General features: G+C 50.3%; 19 protein-coding genes. 7 read left to right on the forward strand and 12 right to left on the reverse strand.

Annotated features, from left to right (window positions below):
• The first annotated feature begins 165 nt into the window (after window positions 1-165).
• Window positions 166-1,290, forward strand: coding sequence for a DUF1822 family protein (locus C7B65_RS17190; RefSeq protein WP_073070377.1), 1,125 nt, complete (start codon window positions 166-168; stop codon window positions 1,288-1,290).
• Here C7B65_RS17190 and C7B65_RS17195 read toward each other — a convergent pair.
• The 3 genes from C7B65_RS17195 to C7B65_RS17205 form a co-directional block, all read right to left on the reverse strand.
• Complete coding sequence (locus C7B65_RS17195; RefSeq protein ID WP_083582770.1) at window positions 1,287-3,107, reverse strand: peptidoglycan D,D-transpeptidase FtsI family protein; 1,821 nt, start codon at window positions 3,105-3,107, stop codon at window positions 1,287-1,289. The genes C7B65_RS17190 and C7B65_RS17195 overlap by 4 nt on opposite strands.
• Before the next feature lie 5 nt (window positions 3,108-3,112).
• Window positions 3,113-3,610, reverse strand: coding sequence for a hypothetical protein (locus C7B65_RS17200; protein ID WP_073070376.1), 498 nt, complete (start codon window positions 3,608-3,610; stop codon window positions 3,113-3,115).
• Window positions 3,611-3,929: 319 nt separating this feature from the next.
• Complete coding sequence (locus C7B65_RS17205) at window positions 3,930-6,716, reverse strand: sensor histidine kinase (protein WP_073070375.1); 2,787 nt, start codon at window positions 6,714-6,716, stop codon at window positions 3,930-3,932.
• Between the two features lie 239 nt (window positions 6,717-6,955).
• Here C7B65_RS17205 and C7B65_RS17210 point away from each other — a divergent pair, with 239 nt between their 5' ends.
• Window positions 6,956-8,089 (forward strand): quinone-dependent dihydroorotate dehydrogenase, encoded by a 1,134-nt coding sequence (locus tag C7B65_RS17210; RefSeq protein WP_073070374.1) that lies wholly within the window; start codon window positions 6,956-6,958, stop codon window positions 8,087-8,089.
• 196 nt (window positions 8,090-8,285) lie between these two features.
• Here C7B65_RS17210 and C7B65_RS17215 read toward each other — a convergent pair whose 3' ends face one another.
• Together C7B65_RS17215 and tmk are read right to left on the reverse strand one after the other, a co-directional pair.
• Entirely contained in the window at window positions 8,286-9,218 is a 933-nt protein-coding gene (locus C7B65_RS17215; RefSeq protein WP_073070373.1) for a DNA polymerase III subunit delta', read from the reverse strand.
• 9 nt (window positions 9,219-9,227) lie between these two features.
• Complete coding sequence (gene tmk / locus C7B65_RS17220; RefSeq protein WP_342353008.1) at window positions 9,228-9,929, reverse strand: dTMP kinase; 702 nt, start codon at window positions 9,927-9,929, stop codon at window positions 9,228-9,230.
• 204 nt (window positions 9,930-10,133) lie between these two features.
• Between tmk and C7B65_RS17225 the strand changes: the two genes are divergently transcribed.
• On the forward strand, window positions 10,134-10,481 hold the full coding sequence (locus tag C7B65_RS17225; protein WP_073070372.1) for a hypothetical protein: 348 nt from the start codon (window positions 10,134-10,136) through the stop codon (window positions 10,479-10,481).
• Window positions 10,482-10,506: 25 nt separating this feature from the next.
• On the opposite strand, the gene C7B65_RS17230 is transcribed toward C7B65_RS17225, so the two are convergent.
• The 4 genes from C7B65_RS17230 to C7B65_RS17245 form a co-directional block, all read right to left on the reverse strand.
• On the reverse strand, window positions 10,507-10,935 hold the full coding sequence (locus C7B65_RS17230) for an FHA domain-containing protein (RefSeq protein WP_073070371.1): 429 nt from the start codon (window positions 10,933-10,935) through the stop codon (window positions 10,507-10,509).
• Window positions 10,936-11,322: 387 nt separating this feature from the next.
• Window positions 11,323-11,745, reverse strand: coding sequence for an FHA domain-containing protein (locus tag C7B65_RS17235; RefSeq protein WP_073070370.1), 423 nt, complete (start codon window positions 11,743-11,745; stop codon window positions 11,323-11,325).
• A 222-nt stretch (window positions 11,746-11,967) separates the two neighbouring features.
• Window positions 11,968-14,403 carry a heavy metal translocating P-type ATPase gene (locus C7B65_RS17240; protein WP_073070369.1) on the reverse strand — a complete coding sequence of 812 codons (2,436 nt, stop codon included), beginning with the start codon at window positions 14,401-14,403 and terminating at the stop codon, window positions 11,968-11,970.
• 313 nt (window positions 14,404-14,716) lie between these two features.
• Window positions 14,717-15,724, reverse strand: coding sequence for a hypothetical protein (locus tag C7B65_RS17245; protein WP_073070368.1), 1,008 nt, complete (start codon window positions 15,722-15,724; stop codon window positions 14,717-14,719).
• A 61-nt stretch (window positions 15,725-15,785) separates the two neighbouring features.
• On the opposite strand from C7B65_RS17245, the gene C7B65_RS17250 reads away from it, so the two are divergent.
• Window positions 15,786-16,355 (forward strand): YIP1 family protein, encoded by a 570-nt coding sequence (locus C7B65_RS17250; RefSeq protein WP_073070367.1) that lies wholly within the window; start codon window positions 15,786-15,788, stop codon window positions 16,353-16,355.
• 46 nt (window positions 16,356-16,401) lie between these two features.
• On the opposite strand, the gene C7B65_RS17255 is transcribed toward C7B65_RS17250, so the two are convergent.
• The 3 genes from C7B65_RS17255 to C7B65_RS27890 form a co-directional block, all read right to left on the reverse strand.
• Window positions 16,402-16,974: a Uma2 family endonuclease gene (locus tag C7B65_RS17255; protein WP_073070366.1), complete on the reverse strand. Its 573-nt coding sequence runs from the start codon at window positions 16,972-16,974 to the stop codon at window positions 16,402-16,404.
• Between the two features lie 90 nt (window positions 16,975-17,064).
• Window positions 17,065-17,292, reverse strand: a complete 228-nt coding sequence (locus C7B65_RS17260; protein WP_073070365.1) for a type II toxin-antitoxin system MqsA family antitoxin — start codon at window positions 17,290-17,292, stop codon at window positions 17,065-17,067.
• Between the two features lie 10 nt (window positions 17,293-17,302).
• Window positions 17,303-17,449 carry a hypothetical protein gene (locus tag C7B65_RS27890; protein ID WP_181314422.1) on the reverse strand — a complete coding sequence of 49 codons (147 nt, stop codon included), beginning with the start codon at window positions 17,447-17,449 and terminating at the stop codon, window positions 17,303-17,305.
• A 134-nt stretch (window positions 17,450-17,583) separates the two neighbouring features.
• On the opposite strand from C7B65_RS27890, the gene C7B65_RS17265 reads away from it, so the two are divergent.
• The 3 genes from C7B65_RS17265 (at window position 17,584) to C7B65_RS17275 (ending at window position 21,544) form a co-directional block, all read left to right on the forward strand.
• Window positions 17,584-17,811 carry an antitoxin AF2212-like protein gene (locus C7B65_RS17265; protein WP_073070364.1) on the forward strand — a complete coding sequence of 76 codons (228 nt, stop codon included), beginning with the start codon at window positions 17,584-17,586 and terminating at the stop codon, window positions 17,809-17,811.
• Window positions 17,801-18,217 (forward strand): PIN domain-containing protein, encoded by a 417-nt coding sequence (locus C7B65_RS17270; protein ID WP_073070363.1) that lies wholly within the window; start codon window positions 17,801-17,803, stop codon window positions 18,215-18,217. Before C7B65_RS17265 ends, C7B65_RS17270 begins: the two co-directional genes overlap by 11 nt.
• A 225-nt stretch (window positions 18,218-18,442) precedes the next feature.
• Complete coding sequence (locus C7B65_RS17275) at window positions 18,443-21,544, forward strand: HEAT repeat domain-containing protein (protein WP_106254077.1); 3,102 nt, start codon at window positions 18,443-18,445, stop codon at window positions 21,542-21,544.
• The last annotated feature ends 331 nt before the right edge of the window (window positions 21,545-21,875 follow it).

Here is a 21,875-nt window from a genome sequence, read left to right on the forward strand (position 1 = left end):
CCCCCTAAATCCCCCAAAATGGGGGACTTCAAGCCAAAGTTTCCGGTTCAAAGTCCCCCATTTTGGGGGATTTAGGGGGCTTCCCGAATTCATAATCGGAGTGAACCACTTCGGTCGAACTCACCTTAAATCAAAAATTTCTCGCGCTCGGAGTCGTCTTAAATTATGTCTGACCTTTTACTCAACCTTCCTGAAGCTGACCAGCAGCAGATTTGGCGGCAAACTCAGCCCTTTGTGATTCCACACGATCGCTGGAACGCCTATCTCAATCAACTTTCTGTCAACGCTCTGCTGCCCTGGCTGCGTCAAGAATCACCCCAAACAAAAATCTGGACAAACGCGGCAGCACTTTCCAGCATTTGGTCACTGGTGAACGGAACAGCATTCACCCTCAACGGGCTGCGATTGGTCGTGATACCAACCGAAGCGATCGACCATGACGAGCTTCGCATTCCTCAAGAGTGGGTCGATTTGCCGAGTTGGGCAGCCGACTATTATCTGGCAGTTCAGGTCGAACCCGATGAAGGCTGGGTCAAGGTTTGGGGCTACACCACTCATCACACGCTCAAGACACGAGGACATTTTGATGCCGACGATCGTACCTATTCCCTCAGCGAAGATGATTTGATTTCAGATCTCAATATCCTATGGCTCTCGCGTGAATTAGAGTTATCAGAACCGACTCGCGCCGAAGTTGCTCCGTTACCTGCGTTATCTCTAGAACAGGCAAATAATTTGCTCGATCGGCTTGCAAATCCTGCGATCGTGCCTCGGTTAGCCGTTCCCTTTCAACTCTGGGGCGCACTCTTAGAACACGGCGGCTGGCGGCAACAGCTATCTCAACGTCGTCAGGGTTTTCCTGCCCAAACCTCTGTGTTGCAATGGCTGCGGACGGGTGTTTCTGCCCTGGCTCAACAGATTGGCTGGGAGCAAATCGAGCTTCAACCCGCTCTTGCAGGCGCACGCGGGTCAGAAACGTCAACACCCACCCCAGCTTTGTCGCGGCGATTAGCGATCGCGGGTCAAATCTACGAGCTGCGAGTCATTCCGCACCCCGAAAATATCTGGCGATTTGAGCTTGGCAATACGGCTCCGGGTGGCTTGGTGCCAGGTGGCTTTAAATTACGGCTATTGACCGAAGATTTGCAGCCGTTTGAAGGCAACGAAGCGATCGCCCAAACCGCTGTCGAAGTGATCGCGATCGAGGTTGCCCTTGAAGCAGGAGAAGGATTAGTTTGGGAGACAGAGCCGATCGCAGAAGGGTTCGATCAAGAAATCTTACGCTTCTAGGGGCTGGGAGTCGGAGTCGGCATCGTGACGGGTTGGCTGGGAGGAATTTTGTCGATCGTAATCAATGTTTCAATCACCGATTTGACGATCGGAGCCGCCACCGTCGAGCCAAAAGCATCTTCACCTTTCGGTTCGTCAATCACAGCCACCACTACATAGCGAGGGGACTCGATCGGAAAAATTCCCACAAAGCTCGTAATCTTGGCAGTTGCTTGATAGCCACCGCCCGAACTTGCTTTTTGCGCCGTTCCAGTTTTTCCACCAATGCGGTAGCCCGGAATTTGAGCGCCTTTCCCCGTTCCCTTAGAAACGACCAATTCCATCATCCCTAAAACCGTCTGAGCCGTGTTAGGCGAGAAAATTTGTTTAGGCGACGATTGGTAAGGTTGCCAATAAGGTTGTCCGTTGCTGTCATAAAGCCCCTGAACCACATGAGGAATCAATAACTTACCGCCACTAGCAAGAATTCCGTGCATTTGCAAAAGCTGAATCGCCGTCAGCGAAAAGCCTTGCCCAAAGGCGCTGGTGGCAACATCAACCGGAGACTGCACAAACGAATTGTGATCTTTTAGCTGACCTCCGATCTCAAACGGCAGATCAGAGCCTGTGTTTTGCCCTAGCCCAATGCGTTGCAGCCAACGGTAATAAACATCGGGCTTCATCTGCTGCACGATATGCACCATGCCCACGTTGCTAGACTTCTGCAAAATCTCTGAAACGCTGACTGGGCCTCTAGCGCCAGCGTAAGAATAATCAAAGTTTTGAATCGGCCAACTGTCGATATAAATTTCGCCTTCATCGTTAAACACTTGATCGGGCTTAATCGCGCCTGCCTCTAACGCGATCGCCACATTCAGCGGCTTAAAAGTTGAACCCGGCTCATACAAATCAGTCAACGCCCAGTTTTTAAACCGCTCAACTTTCGCCTTGTAATATTCATTAGGGTCATAAGAAGGATCGCCGACTAATGCCCGCAGAGAGCCGTCTTGAACATCCATTACCAAGACAACGCCCCGTTTTGCCGCGAATTTTTTGACCTGTTGCTGAAGCGCAGACTGAGCCGATCGCTGAACTCGACTATCGATCGTCAACTGCAAATGCAAATCATCAAGGTGTAAAAAGCCGCCCGGAACCTGATCAGGCATGACGGTGCCCATCCCAGTTCGACTGAGACGCACCGCTTTAACCGATCGTTCCAGCAGGTTTTTATGGCTATATTCCACGCCCGCTTGCCCCACTTGATCGACATCCACATATCCGACCACATCTGCCGTTAGGTTTTGCTGAGGATAAAGTCGTTGCTGCTGTTGATTTAAATCCAAACCGTCGAGTTGCAGATCGCGAATGCGCTCAGCGGCGTTTTCTGCCAGCGAATATTCCAAGCGAATGCCACTCTCCGCCGAGTCAAACTTGCGAGTCAGGTCAGCGACCGAGCGACCGAGAATCGGGGCTAACTTTTCGGCAACGGTTGGCTTTGGCAGCTTAAAAGCGTTGGGGTGAGCATAAAGCGTGTAGACCGGATGGTCGATCGCCAGCATATTGCCATTGTGATCGACGATCGGGCGACGCGGAATAAACGGACGCAGATAAGAGGTCTGTTGCGATCGTGCCTGTTTGAGCAAATCGGGCGCTTGCACGACTTGCAATCTCACCAGATTAAGCATCAGTAAAAACGCTCCTCCCACCAAAATCGCCCAAACGATTAACAGACGGCGATAGGTAGATTTAGCCTGCGGAATGGGCATTTGCCGCAGCGACTTGACGACAGCCGCCAAGCGACGACGTTTAGAGCGAGACGGGTGGGAGGGGCTGCCCATTATTATTAATAGCCGAGTGGGGCGATCGGAGACGCTTGCGGAGCCGGACTCGCGGCAGGAGGAGGATTTCGAGCCGGGGCAGGCTTGAGAAAAATCAAGCTATCAGGCGTTTGGGGCACCAAAGTCGTACCCGGACGACCTGCTTGATCGGCAATCTTATTTTTCAAGATCTCGCCGTTGGTCGTCATCTGTCGCTCACTGCGCCGCAACTGCTCTAATTTTTGATATTCCTTTCCCCAAAGCTGTTGGGCATAAACCGTCCAGCCATAGACGAGCAGCACCGCTCCTGCCAAGGTGAATGTGGCAATCAGCGAGGCTTGCTGCACTCTGATCAGCGATCGCAGCCAGCGAGGTGGAGCATCGGGTGAAGGCAGTCTTCTCACTGCCGTCGAGTTGACCGATCGCAGCGGCACGGGCTGACGTTGGGCGCTAGCAGAATTTGCAGACGGCAATCGCGATCGATTGCGCTTAGAAGGAACCGAAGGTTTTAGCGCGGCAGACATAGACTTTAGCAGCACTCCGATAGCAACACACTCACACCCAGGTTTGGCAAAACCTGGTTTTAACGTCAGTTCGACGAGTTTTTTCGCTTCGTCAAGAGCGGCTTCTGCCCCCTAAATCCCCCATTCTGGGGGACTTTGTTTTGGCTTGAAGTCCCCCAGAATGGGGGATTTAGGGGGCGCGATGGACTGGTAACGAAGTCGTCGAATTCACGTAGTTTTACACCCGCTCCGATCGGTCACGCAATCCCAAATATAGTTTTAGAATAAACGCGACCCAGAACGCCCCTTATTGTATCTGGAGTCTTCGATTGTGGAGACTTTATTTGAGAAACTGTCCGCTTACCATCGGCAAGACCAGCCGACTCATAATCCGGCCGTCTTCTAACCGATAGAGATTAAATTCTGCACCCATCTGCCTCATCAAAGATTGACAGATGGCGAGATGCAACCCTGGCGGTTTATCTAACGCTGAAGGAGCCAGTAGATCAAGCGCCCTCCCTGCCTCTAAGTCTTCGAGCAGACGCGGCTCGATCGTGCCGTCATCGGTAATCGATAGCTCAATCCAACTGGGGTCAAGTTGGCGACACCAGAGATCAATGCGCCCTCCGGGTTGCGATCGGTGACAGGCAGTCAGCAGCAGCTCATATAGCACTAGCTCAATTTTGACAATATCGCCCGTGATCATCGGGTTATTTTCGTTGTGGACTTGTGACCAGATCTGACGCTGTTTGATCAGGGTATCGACGCGATCGAGGGCCCGTCTCAGTAAGCTGACTAGCGGAACGGTTTCTGTCCTAGCCTGCAACTGCCACTGTTCATCGCGGATGACTTGCTGCATCGGGCTGATCGCATCACTCAACTGACGCAAAATTTGCTGCTGGCGAGTCGCCACAAGCGGATCTTTGGGCGGAGTCGGAACCTCTCCTAATCGTTTGACTCCGGTTTTCACCGATCGATAGAGATCTTCGAGGCGGCGCTGCTTATACCAGCTAAGACGCTCTAGCCGTTCTCGCTGAACTTTGAGACTGTCTGACAGCATCAGATATCGACGTGACCAGGCAAGCTGCCTGACCAACGTTCCTAAAGCGTTGAAATGGCGATCGACCCAGCGGCGATCGAGATGATCCGCAATGATCAAAATAGCAGTCGGCTCGTGCTCTGAAGCCGTTCTTAGCGCCATTACCAAAAGCTGACCGATGCCAGGAGCGTTGAGCCAGTGTCGCGTCTCGGCGGGGATATCGTCGATCGACAAGGGTAATAAGCCTTCGTGCTGTAAAGCTCGATTGACTAGCGTATCGGTATAAATCGAAACTTTGAGGACGGGATGAAAGCTAAAGTGCTTTTCGACGTTGCTAAGTTGCACTAAGCGCCCTGTGCGACGACCGGGAAACCACGAAATCAAAGCCGCCATCGGAGCTTGGAGAATCTGCGTGATATATTCCAGCGCCGATCGCTCTAGCAATTCCAACTGCTGGGTTTGTTGAATCGTCGTTAACCCCCATTGAATGGTTTGGTAAATCTTTTGCTGCTGGTCATTTTGCTTTTGTAGCTGCCATTGGCGCAAAATCAAGCCGATCTGCTGGGCAACCACCTGAGTCAGCTCACACTCTGGGTGACTCCAAGCGCGAGGAGCCTCGTGACAGACCAAGACCACTCCTTCGAGCGACTGCCCTGCGGCAGTGTTGCAAACCATCAGCGATCGCACGCCCAACTCTAGCAGCAGATCGCGCCAGGCTTCTAATCGCAGATCTTCGTCTAAGGTCTCGATCGGAATGGTTGCCAGATTGCGTTCTAGCATCTGCCAATCGAGTGGGGCGAGCCGTTTGAGCGGACTAGATAGCGGACGGCGATTGTGGGGATGGCTTTGATAGCAAACTTCAAAGTGATCGACCTCTGGGTCGTATGCCAAAACCACAAAGCGATCGGTCTTAAGACGTTTGCCCAAGAGCGCGGCGGTGTTTTTGAGCGTCACCTTCCAATCGTTGGCACTGTAAATTGCATGAGCAATTTCGGCCGTTAACACTTGATCGAGCTTGGTTTGCTCAACCGTGGCTTCCATGTCTTCGAGGGGGGCAACCAGGGCAATCAGTTGGGCAGCCGCCCGCAGGTAGTTTTTCTCTTCTTCTTGCCAAATTCTGGCTTCGTTGCCTTCTGCGGCTAGAAACCCCATCAACTGGTTTTGATAGAGAATGGGAGCCGCCATCAGCGATCGAGCATTAATATGCTGCATCAGTCGGCTCGTCGTCTCTGCTTTAAACGAACTCAGCGCCTCGCCGATCGACACCACCTGATCAGAGGCTAGCGCTTGATAAAAGCTGCTCATCTCTTGCACCGTGATCCCCGAAGGCGGTTGGTTTTCTGCTAATGCTCTAGAGGAGGGTTTAGCGTTGGTGACTCGTCGCCAAAAATAGCGCTGTTGCCGCTCAAACCAGTAAACGCTAGTACGCGATGGCGCGATGAATCGGTGGCTTTCTTCAACGATCGCTTCCAAACGTTGACCGAGATTAGGCAGCGATCGCAACTGACCCAGCAAACTGAGCAACGGCTTTTCTGGACGCTTGATCTGTTGTCGCTGCCATTCGGTTTCAACCGTTTCTAAGACTGCTGCTAGACTTCCTAAAACGATTGACATTTGGGCTTTTTCATCGGTTCCCGGAAAGTTTCCCCACAGCCGCGACCCTAAGATTGCCACGCCAAAGCAGCGATCTTTATAGCAAATCGGAAACATCATCGTGCCCTGAATGGCATACTTTCGAGCGAGTTTGCGCCATTCACCTGCGCGCACTTCTTGTCGCAAATCGGCGATCGTCACCGGGCGCTGCTGAATCACCACTTGCTCTAGCAAATCGCCCGAAGAGAGCGAAAACCGTTGTTTTAGAAAGGCAGATTCACCTTCGAGCAGTTTGCCGCCTTTGCCAAACAGTCGATGATCGATACGATCGTAAAACCCAACCCAAACTAACTCGTAGTCAAAGCTGCTTTTAAGATAAGTCAGTGCAGCCTCGACCAAGCCGTCAATGTCGGTTCCCTCACGCAAAACTTGCAGCACACGACCCAAGTTAACGAGTTGCTGTTCACAGGCATTTGGCTCTTTCGACTGACCCATGATATGCACGGCGGGGATACAAACAATAAGCGAATTTAAGCAAGAAATCGACCGTGGATGCCCCTAAAAATTGATCAGCTAGACTACCACAGTGCAGACCCTAAGAGTGCCCTCAGAATAGCCTTTTTTCACGATCGTCAAAGGTTTGTGTTTACTAGTAGCCAACAAATCTTAGAGGGATGACGGCTCAAAACTCCCTAACCCGTCACAATAAATAGAGTAGTCGTTAGACTTTTGCATTGACAGATATCTATCCAACAATCATTCGCCCAATTCTCTTTTCTGGTTTGAAAGCTGACCCTGAGTGGCTTCACCAACAAACTTTACGATCGCTCAACTGGCTTGATGTCAGGGCACCTCTAATTGCCAAACAGTGGGTGTTGTCTCGGCTAAACCAGTCTTATTGTCTGAGAGACGATCGACTGAAGCAAACGCTGTGGGGACAGGATTTTTCTAACCCGATCGGGTTGGCGGCTGGGTTCGACAAAGATGGCATCGCAGCAAATCTCTGGTCGGGCTTTGGGTTTGGGTTTGCAGAGCTTGGCACGGTGACGTTTCATGCTCAACCGGGCAATCCTCGTCCGCGGCTGTTTCGGCTGCCTGTCGATCGAGCGGCGCTCAATCGCATGGGCTTTAATAATCAAGGAGCCGCCGCTTTAGCCCAGCGACTTCAGGGATTGCACGATGCAAAAATTCCGTTAGGGGTGAATCTTGGCAAATCTAAAGTTACGCCGCTTGAAGCAGCCGCAGTCGATTATTTAGAAAGCTTCAAATTGCTGAAAAAGTGGGGAGATTATTTTGTGGTGAATGTGAGTTCGCCTAACACACCGGGGTTACGATCGCTCCAGTCTACCGACCAACTCGAACCCATTTTGTCAGCTTTGCAGGCGGAAAATCAGGCGCAAAAGCCTTTATTGATCAAGATTGCCCCCGATCTAGAGTGGGAAGCGATCGCTGACGTGCTCAGTTTGGCACAGCAATATAATTTAGCGGGCATTATTGCTACCAACACCACCATTCGTCGAGATGGACTAAAGACTGAGACGATTCAAGCCACCGGAAATTCTGTCGCTGAGGAGGCGGGCGGCATTAGTGGGGCACCGTTGCGGCAGCGTTCTACTGAGGTGATTCGATTTATTTATCAACAAACTCAGGGCAGGCTTCCGATCGTCGGTGTCGGTGGAATTTTCACCGCAGAAGACGCGTGGGAAAAGATCACGGCGGGGGCAAGTTTGATTCAGGTTTACACAGGTTGGTTTTATGAAGGCCCTGGCATGGTGCGCCGAGTCTTAGAAGGATTGTTGCAGAAATTAGACGAGCACGAACTCCACTCGTTGCAAGATGCGATCGGACTTGATCACTTAAAACCTTAGAATTCTGGATTAAATAACCTGTGACTTTTGACAAGCTTTGTTCATTGCCTCACTCGCCCGGAAACTAATTTCTGGGCGGACAAGCAACGCAGCAAAAAGCGCTGAACCTGAGCGTTGATGTCTCTAAAATTAGGATTTATTTAATTCTCGTTCCTTAGCATTTTTGCTGGGCAAACTAGACTCAACCTCGGTCTAACTAAAAGTGCATCATTCCCGTCAGCGTCACTTCCCAGACCAACTGCGATTGCACATAAGCAAGCAAATAGTCTCTCGCTTTTTCGAGCAGTTGCACAGGCAGAGCAGACTGTCCGCTTAGTTTAGCCTGGTGCCAATAAGTCTGTTGCAGATAATCAACGAGCCAAAGTTGGGCTTCGCTGTCTAGCGTTTTGGCGATTTGACGAGCGATCGCAAGGGTTTCTCGCAGTGACTTTGGCAAGTTTGTCACCGCTTGCAGCAACTCAGGCGGAACCGTCTGAAACTTTTGCCAATGGGCGATCGCTTCTCCCGGACTGCCCTGCGCCAACGCCAAAACCTGGGGATGAGCCAAAATCTCGCTAAATCCAGCAGTTTTCAAAACCTGAGCGATCGCGTCTGAATTCAACCGATAAAACGGAATTTTTTGACAGCGAGATACCAGAGTCGGCAGCAGCGAATCAGCGCTGGGCGCTAACAAAATCAGCGTGGCCCGTCCCGGTTCTTCTAAGGTTTTCAAAAGTGCATTCGCGGCGGGTTCTGCCATCGTTTCGGCTTGGTCGATGATCACGATCGAGCGATCTGCCTCCAAAGGTGGACGGCTCAAAAACCGCGAAATCTCCCGCACCTGTTCGAGACGAACTTGAGGTGGAGTTTTTTTCTTCACGCCTGCTGCTTCGGCTTCGACGGGTGAAAGCCGCTTGCCTTGATGTAAATAAGTTGGCTCAACCCAAAGCACATCAGGATGATTGCGCTGTGCCACCCGATGGCGCGAGTCAGAAACCAGCCACTCAACAAACGACTCAGCCGCCAGCCGTTTGCCCACACCAGGAGAACCCGCAAATAAATAAGCAGGCGCGACGCGATTTTGAGCGATCGCTTGAGTCAAAAGTTCTACCGCTTGCGACTGTCCGATTAACGAATTAAAAGATGTCATAATTTTTGGTTATTGAAAATTTCCTCCATACCAGCGAGTCAAATGCTGACTGAGCGTGGCTTCGATCTGTTCAGCAACCTCCAGTTCGCTGCGATCGGCATCAATTCTGACAATCCGATCAGGATTCTTTTCCGCCAAATGAGCAAATCCTTGCTGCACACGCTGATGAAATTCTAAAGTTGCTTGCTCAATGCGATCGCTGGCTCCCCGTTTTTGGGTGCGCGCTAATCCTCGTTCGACATCTAAATCGAGCCACAGCGTTAAATCGCTTTCTAGCCCATTAGTTGCCATTTGATTGAGTTGATCAATGAGGGCAAAATCGAGTCCTCGCCCATATCCCTGATAAGCGATCGTCGAATCGGTGTAGCGATCGCATAAAATCATTGCGCCTTCTGCGAGATGAGGGCGCAAAAAACTCTCGACGTGTTGGGCACGATCAGCCGCGTAGAGCAATAATTCTGCCCGATCGTGAATCAGTTCTTTAGCGGGATCTAGAAGCAATTGCCGCACCCCAACCCCCAGATCAGTGCCACCCGGCTCACGAGTCGCAATCAGTTGCTTTAAAAATCGTTTTGATTGCAGCGTGGGCAACCAGCCACTTTTAAGCAGCCATTGGCGCGATCGTTGAAGCTGAGTTGTTTTGCCGCAGCCCTCAACCCCTTCAAACACAATAAACTTTCCGCTCATGAGCAAATATTTGTCAGTGGACACAACCCGCGAGTCATCGTCGTCTTTTAAACCGTTACGAAATAAGTCAACTTTAGAAGAATTCGCTATAAAGGTCTTGAGGACTTCCGTATGAAAACACTTCAGACTAAACTGAACCTTGTGATCACACTAACCCAGAGTATCGCTTTAACGCATTCTGGGAACGTATCATAGAAAGGTTCGTTCGTCGCACGCTTGGGGTTGGCTATGGCTCGTTACACTTGTCTATTCACCGTCGGAATCGCTTTCAACAACTTCCAGCGGGTGCTGAATGAGACGCTTAAGTCTTGCAGTCTAGATATCATCTACGACACTGGTGATTACATCATGGCGCGAGAAACGCCGGGGCGAGTGTCCTTCCCGAAACTCGTGACCGTAGAGGTGCTGATTGATAAGACGACTGCCACTGATAAAGAAGTGCGGATGAACTTTGTGATTAAAAACGAAGAACTTCCGCTTCAGGTAGACAATCACTGCCGTCAAATATTTACCCAGGTCAGTCAAGCCGTGACTGACAACCAGCACTGGCAATTGATCGAAGCGGTTGGAGGTTGATGCCCGATCGCAGGTCTAAACTTAGCTATTCGTCTAAACTGTCTAGCTCTGCGGTGCCAGGGTTAATTAATGTAATGTCAAACTCATCAGGCGGCACCGTTGCATAGGCATCGCGTCTGAGTAAGTGATAGGTGATTTTTACTTGAGGGCCAAAAATCACCTCGTCGCGATCGCTTAAATCGTGCGATCGCAGCCGTCGCCCATCAATCAACAGCCCATTCGCGCTGGGCTTGCCATTTTGGTCGCCGTCTTTAATGTGATAAGAGCAAGTGCCGTCTGGGTTAACTTGCTGCTCGATCGTCGCGTGATAGCGAGAGACAAACTGAGAGATTAGCCGAATATCACACTCGGCATCTCTGCCCACCGAATAGCGAGACTCATTGAGAGGCTCTTTCCGCTCTCCGGTGTCATCTTTGATAATCAAAAAATGGTCTTGGTAAGGATCGGAAGGCATCGCAGTTTAAAAGATGAAACCTTTGGCTGATCAAAATGGGTCGGGTCAAGTGATAGTATATCGTGCTAGGCGGATTTACGGAGTGTGTGATTTGACTGGAGCCTGCTTTAGGATTCTGGATTAAATAATGTAACGACAGTTCGACGAGTTTTTTTGCTTCGTTTTGAGCGGCTCCAGCCCCCTAAATCCCCCAATTCTGGGGGACTTCAAGCCCAGAATGTAGATTCAAAGTCCCCCAATTTTGGGGGATTTAGGGGGCAGCCCGGATTTGCAACCGCAGCGAAAAGCTTCATCGAATTCACGTTAATGTAGGACAGCCGTCGCGGCTGTTTAAGTTAGGCAAGATGCCTGACCTACAAAGTTGTCGGAGTTATTAATTCACGATCCTTAGTCTTCTGGGTCGCCCACCATATTGGGGCTAATTAGCGTGATATCAAACTCATCGGGCGGCACCGTCAAAACAGCGTCACGCCTCAACAGATAATAAATCGCCCGCACTTGAGGGCCAAAAACTACTTCATCCTCATTTTTGAGGTCGTGGGTTTGCAGCTTTCGCCCGTTGATCAGCAAGCCGTTGGCGCTGGGTTTGCCCTTGAGATTGCCATCCACAATTCGATAATAATAAGTGCCATCTTCGTTGGGTAGCTGGATCAGAGTGGCATGGCGACGAGACACAAACTGAGACACCAAGCGAATATCACATTTTGGATCTCTTCCGATCGAGTAAACCGGTGCGTCAAGGACAAATTCTCGTCGTCCCTTATCGTCTTCGATGATTAAGAGATGATTTTGGTGCGGTTCTGAGGGCATGAAAAGTCAGAGGGTTGGCGAGTGACTAGAAACGAGGACTTGCAACCTATCTAGCTAAAAGACCCGACAGGGTTGAGAGTGGCCCGGTGCTAGTACTAGTTTAGGCGGGTTTTGCCAGTGATGAGAAAACCTCTAATTCATTAGAACATAGCCCTAGAGCGCTTTATAAGCCTTGAAGGAATTAAAGTTGAGACTTGAAAGCAGCGAGGTGCAGCCCATTTCTCAAGCACGAGGCGCAGAAAAGGATCGGCGCAAGAGAAGAGAATTTGTGACCACGCTAACGGAGCTAAAAGCCATTAAAGCACCTGCGGCGGCAGGACTAAGCAAAATTCCAAATTTTGGCAGCAAGATGCCTGCCGCGATCGGAATGCCCAGCAAATTATAGGCAAATGCCCAAAATAAGTTTTGACGAATTTTGCGAAAGGTAACGCGGCTGAGGTGTAAGGCTTCGACGACATCTGTGAGGCGATCGCGCATCAAGATAATGCCTGCTGTTTCAACTGCGACATCGGTTCCTGATTTGAGGGCAATTCCCACATCGGCTTGAGCCAGTGCGGGCGCGTCGTTGATGCCGTCTCCAACCATTGCGACGAGGGAGTTCTGGGTGGTTCCTTGATCGGTTTGCAAAGCGCGAATCACTGCCGCTTTTTGCTCTGGGCGAACCTCGGACAACACGTTTTCTAGGGGAATGTTTAGCGTTTTGGCAACGGTTTGGGCTGCCTCGTGACGATCGCCCGTCAGCAGCATCACCCGCAAGCCCATTTTCTGGAGCGCATTCACGGTTTCTTTGGCATCCAATCTCACCCTGTCAGTGACAGCAATTAGACCTATCAGGGTTTTAGAAACTGCCACATACACCACTGTTTTTCCGGCTTCTGCAAGCGTCTGCGCCTGACTTTGAGGCGCATCCTCTACCGTGACTCCATGTTTCTCCATCCAAGTCAGCGTTCCGAGCCAAACTGACTGAGGTTCTGAGTTAAGCAAAACCGTTGCAGAAACTCCCAAACCTGGCTCTGTGTAGAAATCTTGAGCTGAGAGCAGTGAGATTTCTTGCTGATTGGCGGCACGGATGATCGCCTCTGCAAGCGGGTGACGGGTGCCACTTTCGACGGTTGCAGCCAGTTGCAACATATTGAATTCTTTGTGATCAGAGGCTCTGAAAGAGATGCAATTTGTGACGATCGGTTGCCCAGTGGTGAGAGTGCCTGTTTTGTCAAAGACGATCGTATCCAGTGCGTGAACTCGCTCTAGCACATCGCCTCCTCTAATCAACAATCCGCGCTCGGCACCGATGCCCGACCCGACTAAAATCGCGGTGGGAGTTGCAAGTCCGAGCGCACAAGGGCAGGCGATGACGAGAACGGCGATCGCGAGTTTGAGACTGAGTAATAAAGGTGATGGGTGAAGGGTCAAGGCTGAAGGATCAAGATGGTGCATCGCGTGTTCGCTGCCCAACGCTTGACCTGCCATCAAAACGTTTGACCAAACGTGAGTGCCGATGAAATACCAAAACAGAAAGGTGAGGGTGGCGATCGTCATCACGCCGTAGGTAAAGTAACCCGCGATTGTGTCCGCTAACTTCTGAATGGGAGCTTTACGCGCTTGGGCATCTTCGACCAGATTGATAATGCGAGCCAGAGTAGTATCTTTGCCGATGCGATTGGCTCGAATGGCTATCGCGCCAGACTGATTAAGCGTTCCGGCTGAAACGCGATCGCCGGGTTGCTTTTGCACCGGAACGGGTTCACCTGTCAACATCGATTCGTCGATCGTGGTCTGTCCGGCAACGACTTCTCCATCGACGGGAATCTTCTCGCTCGGAAGGACTTGCAGCCATTCACCGACGCGGATACGATCGACCGAGATTTCAGTAAAAGATTGAGCGTTTAGGTGATCTGGAACGGTTCTATTTGGCTCGGTTTTGCCAATCAATCGCGCTGTTTGAGGTTGAAGGGCTAAAAGCGCTTGCAGAGAAGAGGCAGCCCGACTTCTTGCCCGTTGCTCTAGCGTGCGACCGAGGAGAATAAAGCCGACCAGCATCACAGGCTCATCAAAGAAGCACTCCCAGCCGAGTTGGGGAAATAGGAGCGCAATCAAACTGGCAGTAAAGGCGGTGACAGTGCCCAAACCTACGAGCGTGTCCATGTTGGGAGCGTTACGGCGTAAGCCTTGCCAGCCGTCGATAATCATTGATCGTCCCGGCCCTGCCAGAGCGATCGCGGCTAATCCACAGTGCAGCCAGATGTTGCTGAGTCCTGGAATAGTAATGCCTGTGAGTTGATTGAGGTGCCCGATCGTTGAAATCACTAGAAGCAAGATCGCGATCGTTAAACGACGAGTTTGCTGTTGGGCATCTAATCGTCGCCGTTCTGCCAGATCAATTAAGCCTGCGCTTTCTAAACTGCCTTCAGAATAGCGAGGCTGACTCGGAAATCCGGCTTCGGTCAATTTTTCGGCTAAGAGTGCGGGATCAACGATCGATTCACATTCAACCGTTGCCAACTCTGTCACGAGATTGACCGTAGCAGACATCACACCAGGCTGTTGAGCGAGGGCATTCTCGACCGTTTTGACGCAGCCCGCGCACTTCATGCCGCTCACATCGAGGGTGATCGTGTCTGGAATCGTGTTGATGGCTGTTTCTGACGTGGTTTGCATCGCACACTCAAGCAAGGGGAATTCACAAAGCTCCTTTCTTGAGAGTAGATGAAGTTTTGTACGATCGTCCGAAAAACTTTAATTTTTTTCAGTCTCGATCGCTATTTTGGTAGAAGTGCCTCGCAACCCAAATAGGTAAATCAAGACACCAAGCTGAACGGAACCCCAAACTAAGTAGGTAAAGGCATAAACCATACAAGGGGGCGAAAATCTCGGCAATGACGGATCTAAGGGACTTGTGTATACACGGTGGCTCCTGCGGGAGAGGGGTTGGGGTTGGGGTTCTTTGCACATCGCGTGTGGATTCGTCTGGTTATTTTTTTGACCAGATTGGAAGCTGATTTACCTGTTGAAGCGTTAACTGCACATAAGTCGTTTTCGTGCCATTGACGATCGCTTGACCAAAATAGCCCTGATCACCATCGTGAGTATGAGGGCCACTCTCTAAAAAGTGATAGCGTCCCTGCTGTTTGGACTGATTAAACGGTGAGCCAATCGTCCAACCCCACCGAGAAGAAAACACGACGCGAGGAATGTCTGCAACCCAGTCACGCTGACCTTCGAGGTGATAAACCTGCTCTGCGCTGTTAAAGCCAGCTTCTCCGTCAAATGCGCCTCCGGCTGACACCACCGTTAGCTTTGCCGGAAGGCGATCGTGCAGATAGGGAACTGCACCCAGCGCCACCTGCACACCGCCACTCGTGCCCAGCAAAATTAACTGAATCGGCTGACGCGGAGACTGCGGAATTGGGTGAACGGTGTGCATGCGCTCAATGATTGCCTCAGCGATTCCCTGCCCATAAACGGTGCCGTAGCGATCGTCTGCCGAGATTGCAAATCGCCAGAGGTTACGAATCTTAATCAAGATATCCGCATTTTTAAACCAGCCATCTGCTTTTTCAGCGGCTTGCCACAGAGGAGCGAGCAGGCGTTCTCCTCCTAAATCTTTGCTGGCGACTGAGTAAGGAAAAACATCGCGAACCGTTACACAATTTGGGTGAAGCTGTTCTAAACGATTTAAGAAAAATTCTTCTCCTGGCGATAGCTGGTTAGATGAGAAATCGCCGACTCCTGGCAGATAGACAATGTAGCAATCGATCGCCAATTTCGCCAATTTTTTACCCGACGGATTGTTGGATTGCAGTCGCTTCGGCTCCTGCTTTTTCAAACCCAAACTTCCGGCACTTTGACTGAGCCACCAAACCATCGTTCCGATCGGGGCGATGGTGCCCCAAACCAGCAGCAAGACTCCTGCCAGAATAAACAACTTTAAGGTGTCCCCTCGCATCCGTCGTAAAATTCGCTCAACAAACTTAAGCATTTCACTCAGTCAGATACCTCTTCTAGAGTAGAGTATTGCTGCAAAGTAATCATAAACCAGCGTGAGACATCAAGCGTCACAACCAGGGTTTTGGAGGACGTTAACCAACGCCCTGCTGTTAAAAGCCGACTTCTATGAGAACGCCCATAACACGCCCAAAAATCATCGCTTGGCGCTGACGATCGTGCTGCTTGCCGCCGTCTCTCACACGCTTGGAAGTGCGGTGATTTTGTTGATTAATCGCGCCCCAGTTCAGGTGCTTTTCGTGGCGCTTTTGTTTGATGGCTTGAGCATTGTGGTGGGCTACTATTTTTGGACATTTACGATCTGGAAAGTGGGACAGTGGCTCAAACCGATCGACCCCAGTTATAGCGATTTGCTCAGTCCGATCGGCTTTGCATACGCGCCTCAAGTGTTAAATTTTTTGACGTTAATTCCTTTGTTAGGAAGACCCATTCAGTTTGTGCTGGCGGTCTGGAGTTTGCTGGCTGTGATTGTTGCGGTTCGTCAAGCGCTTGACATTCGCACTCGTCAAGCCGCGTTTATTTGCTTAGTCGGGTTTCCAATCATTCAAGGTGCGATCGGGCTAATTCAAATCTTAGGACAACGGGTTGTTGATTGGACTACTTGACTATGGTCTTCGTGACTCTGTTGATGCCGATTGCTCTACTTTGAGTTTATTCTGAAAAGAACTGTACGTCCTCATACAGCAGTGCGATCGCGCCTTCCCAGGCAATGCTTTCTAGGGTGAGGATGTCACCTGTCGTATAGGGCGTGTAGAACCACATCCGACCTTCACCGCGACGGTAGCATTCGACGCTGACCTTTTCAGAGTCTACCAGCACATATTCCTGTAACGTCGGCATATTGCGATAGGCTGTGAACTTATCGCCTCGGTCTTTAGATTCTGTGCTAGGTGAGAGAACTTCGACAATGAGCTTAGGGTATTGAATAAATTTACGAGCGTTGAGGTCACGAGCATCGCAACTCACGATCAGATCTGGATAGTAATAGAGACCGGATGCATTAACTTGAACTTTGACATCTGCCATGTTGATCCGACAACCTCTAGCCCGAACCTGCGATCGCACGAGCGTCAAGAGATTAATCGCAATATCATTGTGAGGGATGGTTCCGCCCGTCATGGCAAGAACTTCGCCGTAAACGTATTCATAGCGCGTTTCTTGGCGAGGTTCCCATTCCAGGTATTCCTCGATCGACATCTTTTGAGGGTGAGGTGTAGCAATCATCGCGAAGTCCTCTACTTGCTCTCATTATCGCGCCTGGAAGTGTGAATGGAGCGATCGCTTCGTGAATACAGATTGCTAAAGCATTGTCGCTTAGTCGAAGGCAGCAACTTCTACAGGACGGGCGATCGTGAGCGTTTTCCGGTTGCGTTTGATCCGGTCAATTTGATGCAGAGTTTCCGCAGTTAAGTAGCTTTCGCCGCAATGCGGACAACTCACTATAGGAACGTTTTCAATTACGAGAAGCGTGTCTCCTTTGCCATAGGTACGGGGCATATAAATAATTCGGGCATCTGCCTGTCCACAAACATCACAAATCATAGGGGTTGGTTTAGAGAAGATAGACGGTGATGATGACAAGGTTGCCATTTAGTCCAAGTTTAGCAACGACTTCTAGTTCGGTGTTGTCTTGAGTCATGCCGCGAATACGATATTTCCATTCGTTGGTGCGGTAAAACAGAGTTCCATTAAACTCCACAAAGTTGCAACGATCGCGCTCTGACCTCAAAACGTTAACCTCTGATCTCGAAATTTACCGTTAAGAAATCAGCTAAATCTGATGTTTAACCCTTCGCCTATACTGGTAGCACCTCACATTCCTGAGATAAAACGATGACAAAAATCTTGGAAGCCACTTACAGCAATGGTAGTCTTATCCTCAGCGAAGCACTTGACGCTAATTTGGAAGGAAAAAAGCTGAAAGTTGTGATCCTTGAGGCTGAGGAGGATGAAGCCGATCGCATTGCCAAAGTGAGACGATTTTTAGCGCACGCAAAGCAGTATTCATTTGCTCTACCGTCAGATTATAAGTTCGATCGAGATGAACTTTATGACCGATAGAATCTTTCTGGATACCAATCTTTGGGTCTACGTTTATGCTAAAAATTCAATTGATAAAACTCAGGCTATAGAAGCTTTGATAGCTGATCCATCCAGCCAACTTCAGGTCAGCACTCAGGTTTTGGGAGAACTGTTTAATGTCTTAGTCAGAAAGAAGTTTACTTCTCAAGCAGATGCCGCAAATATTATTTTTGAGCTAATCAGCGACTTTGCTGTTATTGAAATTGATGCACCAAAAGTCATGCAGGCTATCAGAATCAACCAGTGCTACGGCTACACCTACTGGGATAGTCTGATCGTTGCGACTGCTCTCTTAAGCAACTGCATCATTCTGTATTCGGAGGATATGCAGCACAACCAGCTAATTGAGAATCAACTCCGCATCTTGAACCCGTTTACCGCTTAACGAGGTTGCTTGAACTCGAACGATCGCTCCTTGACCTCGAAACTCCGACCTCTGAACTTGAAGCTCCGAGCTTTGAGGGGAAATTGTTGAAGATGAGTTAAGAAAGGCGGCGTTGGCAAAAGCACACGTCATAGTTTAGATGGCATTGTTTGTGTCCGTAAAATTATGCTCTGGGCTTGTTGACGATCGGATTGCCGTGTTTGCCCCTTATTTGCAACTTGACCTATGGTTCACTCTCAGGGTTTGCCGAAACAGACTGCTTTTTATCGCTTGGTGTTTGTGGTTTGTTTAACCGTTGTGGTGTTGGTTGCCTCGCCTTGGGTCGGCGCAAAAGAAAAGCCAAAGGCAAAGCCGCAAGGTTGGCAGATCAACGGCATTTTGGCAGCCCTAGAAGATAGCTCTCCCAGAGTTCAAGGCTTTGCTTTGAGCAAATTGAGTGAGTATGAGGCAAAAGACTTAAAGAGTGTCTTGAAGAAACCGGAAGCAATTGCACAAAAAGCGGCAAGCCTCCTCAAAGATAAGTCGCAAGATGCCGATGTCCGGGGCAATGCGGCTGATGCATTAGGCAATCTCGGTGACGCTGCCAAACCGTTCATTCCTGACATTGCCAAGATCCTCAAAGATAAGGCACAACCTGCCAATGTTCGGGGCAGTGCGGCTTATGGATTGGGCAATCTCGGTGACGCTGCCAAACCTTTCATTCCTGACATCCTCAATTTCATCAAAGATAAGAAGCAAGATGCCAATGTTCGGGTTAGTGCGGCTTATGGATTGGGCAATCTCGGTGACGCTGCCAAACCTTTCATTCCTGACATCCTCAATTTCATCAAAGATAAGACACAACCTGCCTACGTTCGGGGCGGTGCGGCTGAGGCATTGGGCAATCTCGGTGACGCTGCCAAACCTTTCATTCCTGACATCCTCAATTTCATCAAAGATAAGAAGCAACCTGCCGATGTTCGGGGCAGAGCGGCTTATGCATTGGGCAATCTCGGTGACGCTGCCAAACCTTTCATTCCTGACATCGCCAAAATCCTCAAAGATAAGTCGCAAGATGCCTATGTCCGGGGCAGTGCGGCTTCTGCCTTAGGCAATCTCGGTGACGCTGCCAAACCCTTCATTCCTGACATCCTCAATATCCTCAAAGATAAGTCGCAAGCTGCCGAGGTCCGGGGCAGTGCAGCTTCTGCCTTAGGCAATCTCGGTGACGCTGCCAAACCCTTCATTCCTGACATCCTCAATATCCTCAAAGATAAGTCGCAAGCTGCCGATGTCCGGGGCAGTGCAGTTTCTGCCTTAGGCAATCTCGGTGACGCTGCCAAACCCTTCATTCCTGACATCCTCAATATCCTCAAAGATAAGTCGCAAGATGCCTATGTCCGGGGCAGTGCGGCTGAGGCATTGGCAAAAATCAGCCAACTTGACTTTAATCAATCGCTGATTGTTCTCGATAGTGCTGAATATGAGAACTTAGAAGCAGCACAACAGTGGCGTTTTTCGGTCTACTTCTTGAGTAGCGGCAGCGATGAAGCCAAAACGCTCCTCAAATGGATGGGCAAACCGCAACCCGGCAGCATTCCGACTCAACTCAATCACGATGAGGGCGTAAAAACCCTGGCTCTCTTTGCCAAAGCCTGGGAACCCAGCAAAGACCTCCCCAACTTTCGACGCATCCTGACTCAACAAATCGCCGATATCGCCAAGATGGGCAAATGGGAGACAGGTGACATTCCGCTGCTGGCAAAACACTATCAAAACCTCAGCGCTGCCAACTCCAACAACGCCGATTCTGTCAAAGAAGCGATGAATCGGCTCACCGTTTGGCAAGGGTTCAACAACGCTAGAAATACTCTTGCCGCTCACCTGTCGTTTTGGCTTGCCCTAATCTTCGCCTATCCCAAATTTCCCCAAGTTCAAGCAATCTTCTTCTGGAATCCCTGGGTGCGGCGCATTCTGGGCATGGGCTACGTCGGCTTTCTGCTCACCTGGGTTCCCTTCCTACGCCGCAAACTCTTTGAACCCTTCAAATTTTCCTTGTTAGCAGATTCGGGAGTCGATCGCTTCAACCCCGCTGCCTACTTTCCCCAATCAGACGTGAAACCTTTGGATGCAAAAGAAGGGGTTGCGATCACCACCGTCATTCCCGCCATCAAAGGGCAAATCGTCCTCGAAGGCGACTCTGGCTTAGGCAAATCGATGTTTTTGCGTCACCTCGTCAAACACTCCCCGCGCACCGTCGTCTTTTTGCCCGCCCGCAAATGTGAGCAAGGCGTGATCGAAGCCATCCAAACCAAACTCCACGGACAGGCACAAGATGCCGAATTCCTCAAAAATCTAATCTACAGTGGCGCGAACACCTCCGGTGCAGGGAACCTGTGCGACCTCTGCATCGACGGACTCAACGAAGTCACCGCCGACACCCGCGCCAAAATCACCCAATTTGTCGAAAGCTACTTCAAAGGCAACATCATCATGACCACTCAACCGCTAGAGTGGCTGCCGCCTTCCACCGCCAAAATCTATCAACTGCAACCGCTCCGCAGCGATCAGATTCAAGAATTCTTGCTGTCGAGAGGAGCGATTGTTGCTCCCAGTTCCGACAACAAAAAGTCCTCAAGCTCTGAGAGATCCCACACTCAAAGTCCCTCAATTTTGGGAGATTTAGGGGGCGATCTCCTAAGCACCGACAAATATACTCACGCTTGCCGCACTTATCTCGATGAAGTGTTAGACAATCAACAACCGCCCGAAGAACTCGCCGCTATTCAGCGCACCCTTTCTAACCCAATGGATCTCACCGTCGTTGCCCAAATGATCGCATTGGGCAAACAACCTAATCTGCTGCGACTGCAAGAGCAGCAATATAACCTGATGGCGGCAGACTATCAGCAGTGCTGGAACCAAGACTTTCCCCTCAAAAAATTCTCCGAAGCCGTCTACCAACTCCGCCTCAACGACGAAAAAGCCATCCCCGCCGACGAGTTTTATCAAGAACTGGTCAGCATGGAAGACGAAAAATATAAAATGGTCGTCAGTCGCCAATGGAAAGATGCCAAAGGCGAAGCGCAGCACGAATGGTACTTTCGCCACGACAAAATCATGGAATTCTTCATCGTGCAAACCTTCCTCGGTGACAGTGCCGAAGCACAAAACCGCCTCCTCGATCACATGGGCGATCCGCGCTTTCGGGGAGTCTATTTCCTCCTTGCCACCTTGCTTCCTCTTAACGATGCCAAAGACTTGCGCGAACGGCTGATTCAATACGCCGCAGATACTAAAGATCACACGGTTAGCGATACCTTTGTGCAACTGTTGCGATCGCGATAGGGCATTGTTGAATAGACAAATAATTTGGGTAGGGGCAATCCCCCGTGGTTGCCCTTCGGCAGGAGTAGGCACGGGGGCGCTACCCCTACAGCCATTTCATCCCGTCATTCTGCAACGCCCAAAAAACTGTTCGGACTCTTGTTTTAAGTCGCATTCAATGCGATGAACTCTAATCGCTGGGCGCTGCCGTTGTCGATAAAGGTCTGTTCTCCTACGCCAACTGGGTTTGTAAAGTAGTTTGTGTCAAGCGATAAATAACTACATGGGAAACCTCCCTTCAAACTCGATAGCAAAGCGATTTAATGCCCGTTTCCAGTCTCGGATCGGCATT

Source organism: Phormidesmis priestleyi ULC007 (assembly GCF_003003695.1).
GTDB lineage: Bacteria > Cyanobacteriota > Cyanobacteriia > Leptolyngbyales > Leptolyngbyaceae > Phormidesmis_A > Phormidesmis_A priestleyi_A.

What these genes read in the sequence shown, in the direction of transcription:
- C7B65_RS17190 (WP_073070377.1), top strand. Translation starts at nt 166, where the DNA reads ATGTCTGACCTTTTACTCAACCTTCCTGAAGCTGACCAGCAGCAGATT.
- C7B65_RS17195 (WP_083582770.1), bottom strand. Translation starts at nt 3,107, where the DNA reads ATGGGCAGCCCCTCCCACCCGTCTCGCTCTAAACGTCGTCGCTTGGCG.
- C7B65_RS17200 (WP_073070376.1), bottom strand. Translation starts at nt 3,610, where the DNA reads ATGTCTGCCGCGCTAAAACCTTCGGTTCCTTCTAAGCGCAATCGATCG.
- C7B65_RS17205 (WP_073070375.1), bottom strand. Translation starts at nt 6,716, where the DNA reads ATGGGTCAGTCGAAAGAGCCAAATGCCTGTGAACAGCAACTCGTTAAC.
- C7B65_RS17215 (WP_073070373.1), bottom strand. Translation starts at nt 9,218, where the DNA reads ATGACATCTTTTAATTCGTTAATCGGACAGTCGCAAGCGGTAGAACTT.
- C7B65_RS17225 (WP_073070372.1), top strand. Translation starts at nt 10,134, where the DNA reads ATGGCTCGTTACACTTGTCTATTCACCGTCGGAATCGCTTTCAACAAC.
- C7B65_RS17230 (WP_073070371.1), bottom strand. Translation starts at nt 10,935, where the DNA reads ATGCCTTCCGATCCTTACCAAGACCATTTTTTGATTATCAAAGATGAC.
- C7B65_RS17235 (WP_073070370.1), bottom strand. Translation starts at nt 11,745, where the DNA reads ATGCCCTCAGAACCGCACCAAAATCATCTCTTAATCATCGAAGACGAT.
- C7B65_RS17240 (WP_073070369.1), bottom strand. Translation starts at nt 14,403, where the DNA reads ATGCAAACCACGTCAGAAACAGCCATCAACACGATTCCAGACACGATC.
- C7B65_RS17245 (WP_073070368.1), bottom strand. Translation starts at nt 15,724, where the DNA reads ATGCTTAAGTTTGTTGAGCGAATTTTACGACGGATGCGAGGGGACACC.
- C7B65_RS17255 (WP_073070366.1), bottom strand. Translation starts at nt 16,974, where the DNA reads ATGATTGCTACACCTCACCCTCAAAAGATGTCGATCGAGGAATACCTG.
- C7B65_RS17260 (WP_073070365.1), bottom strand. Translation starts at nt 17,292, where the DNA reads ATGATTTGTGATGTTTGTGGACAGGCAGATGCCCGAATTATTTATATG.
- C7B65_RS17265 (WP_073070364.1), top strand. Translation starts at nt 17,584, where the DNA reads ATGACAAAAATCTTGGAAGCCACTTACAGCAATGGTAGTCTTATCCTC.
- C7B65_RS17270 (WP_073070363.1), top strand. Translation starts at nt 17,801, where the DNA reads ATGACCGATAGAATCTTTCTGGATACCAATCTTTGGGTCTACGTTTAT.
- C7B65_RS17275 (WP_106254077.1), top strand. Translation starts at nt 18,443, where the DNA reads ATGGTTCACTCTCAGGGTTTGCCGAAACAGACTGCTTTTTATCGCTTG.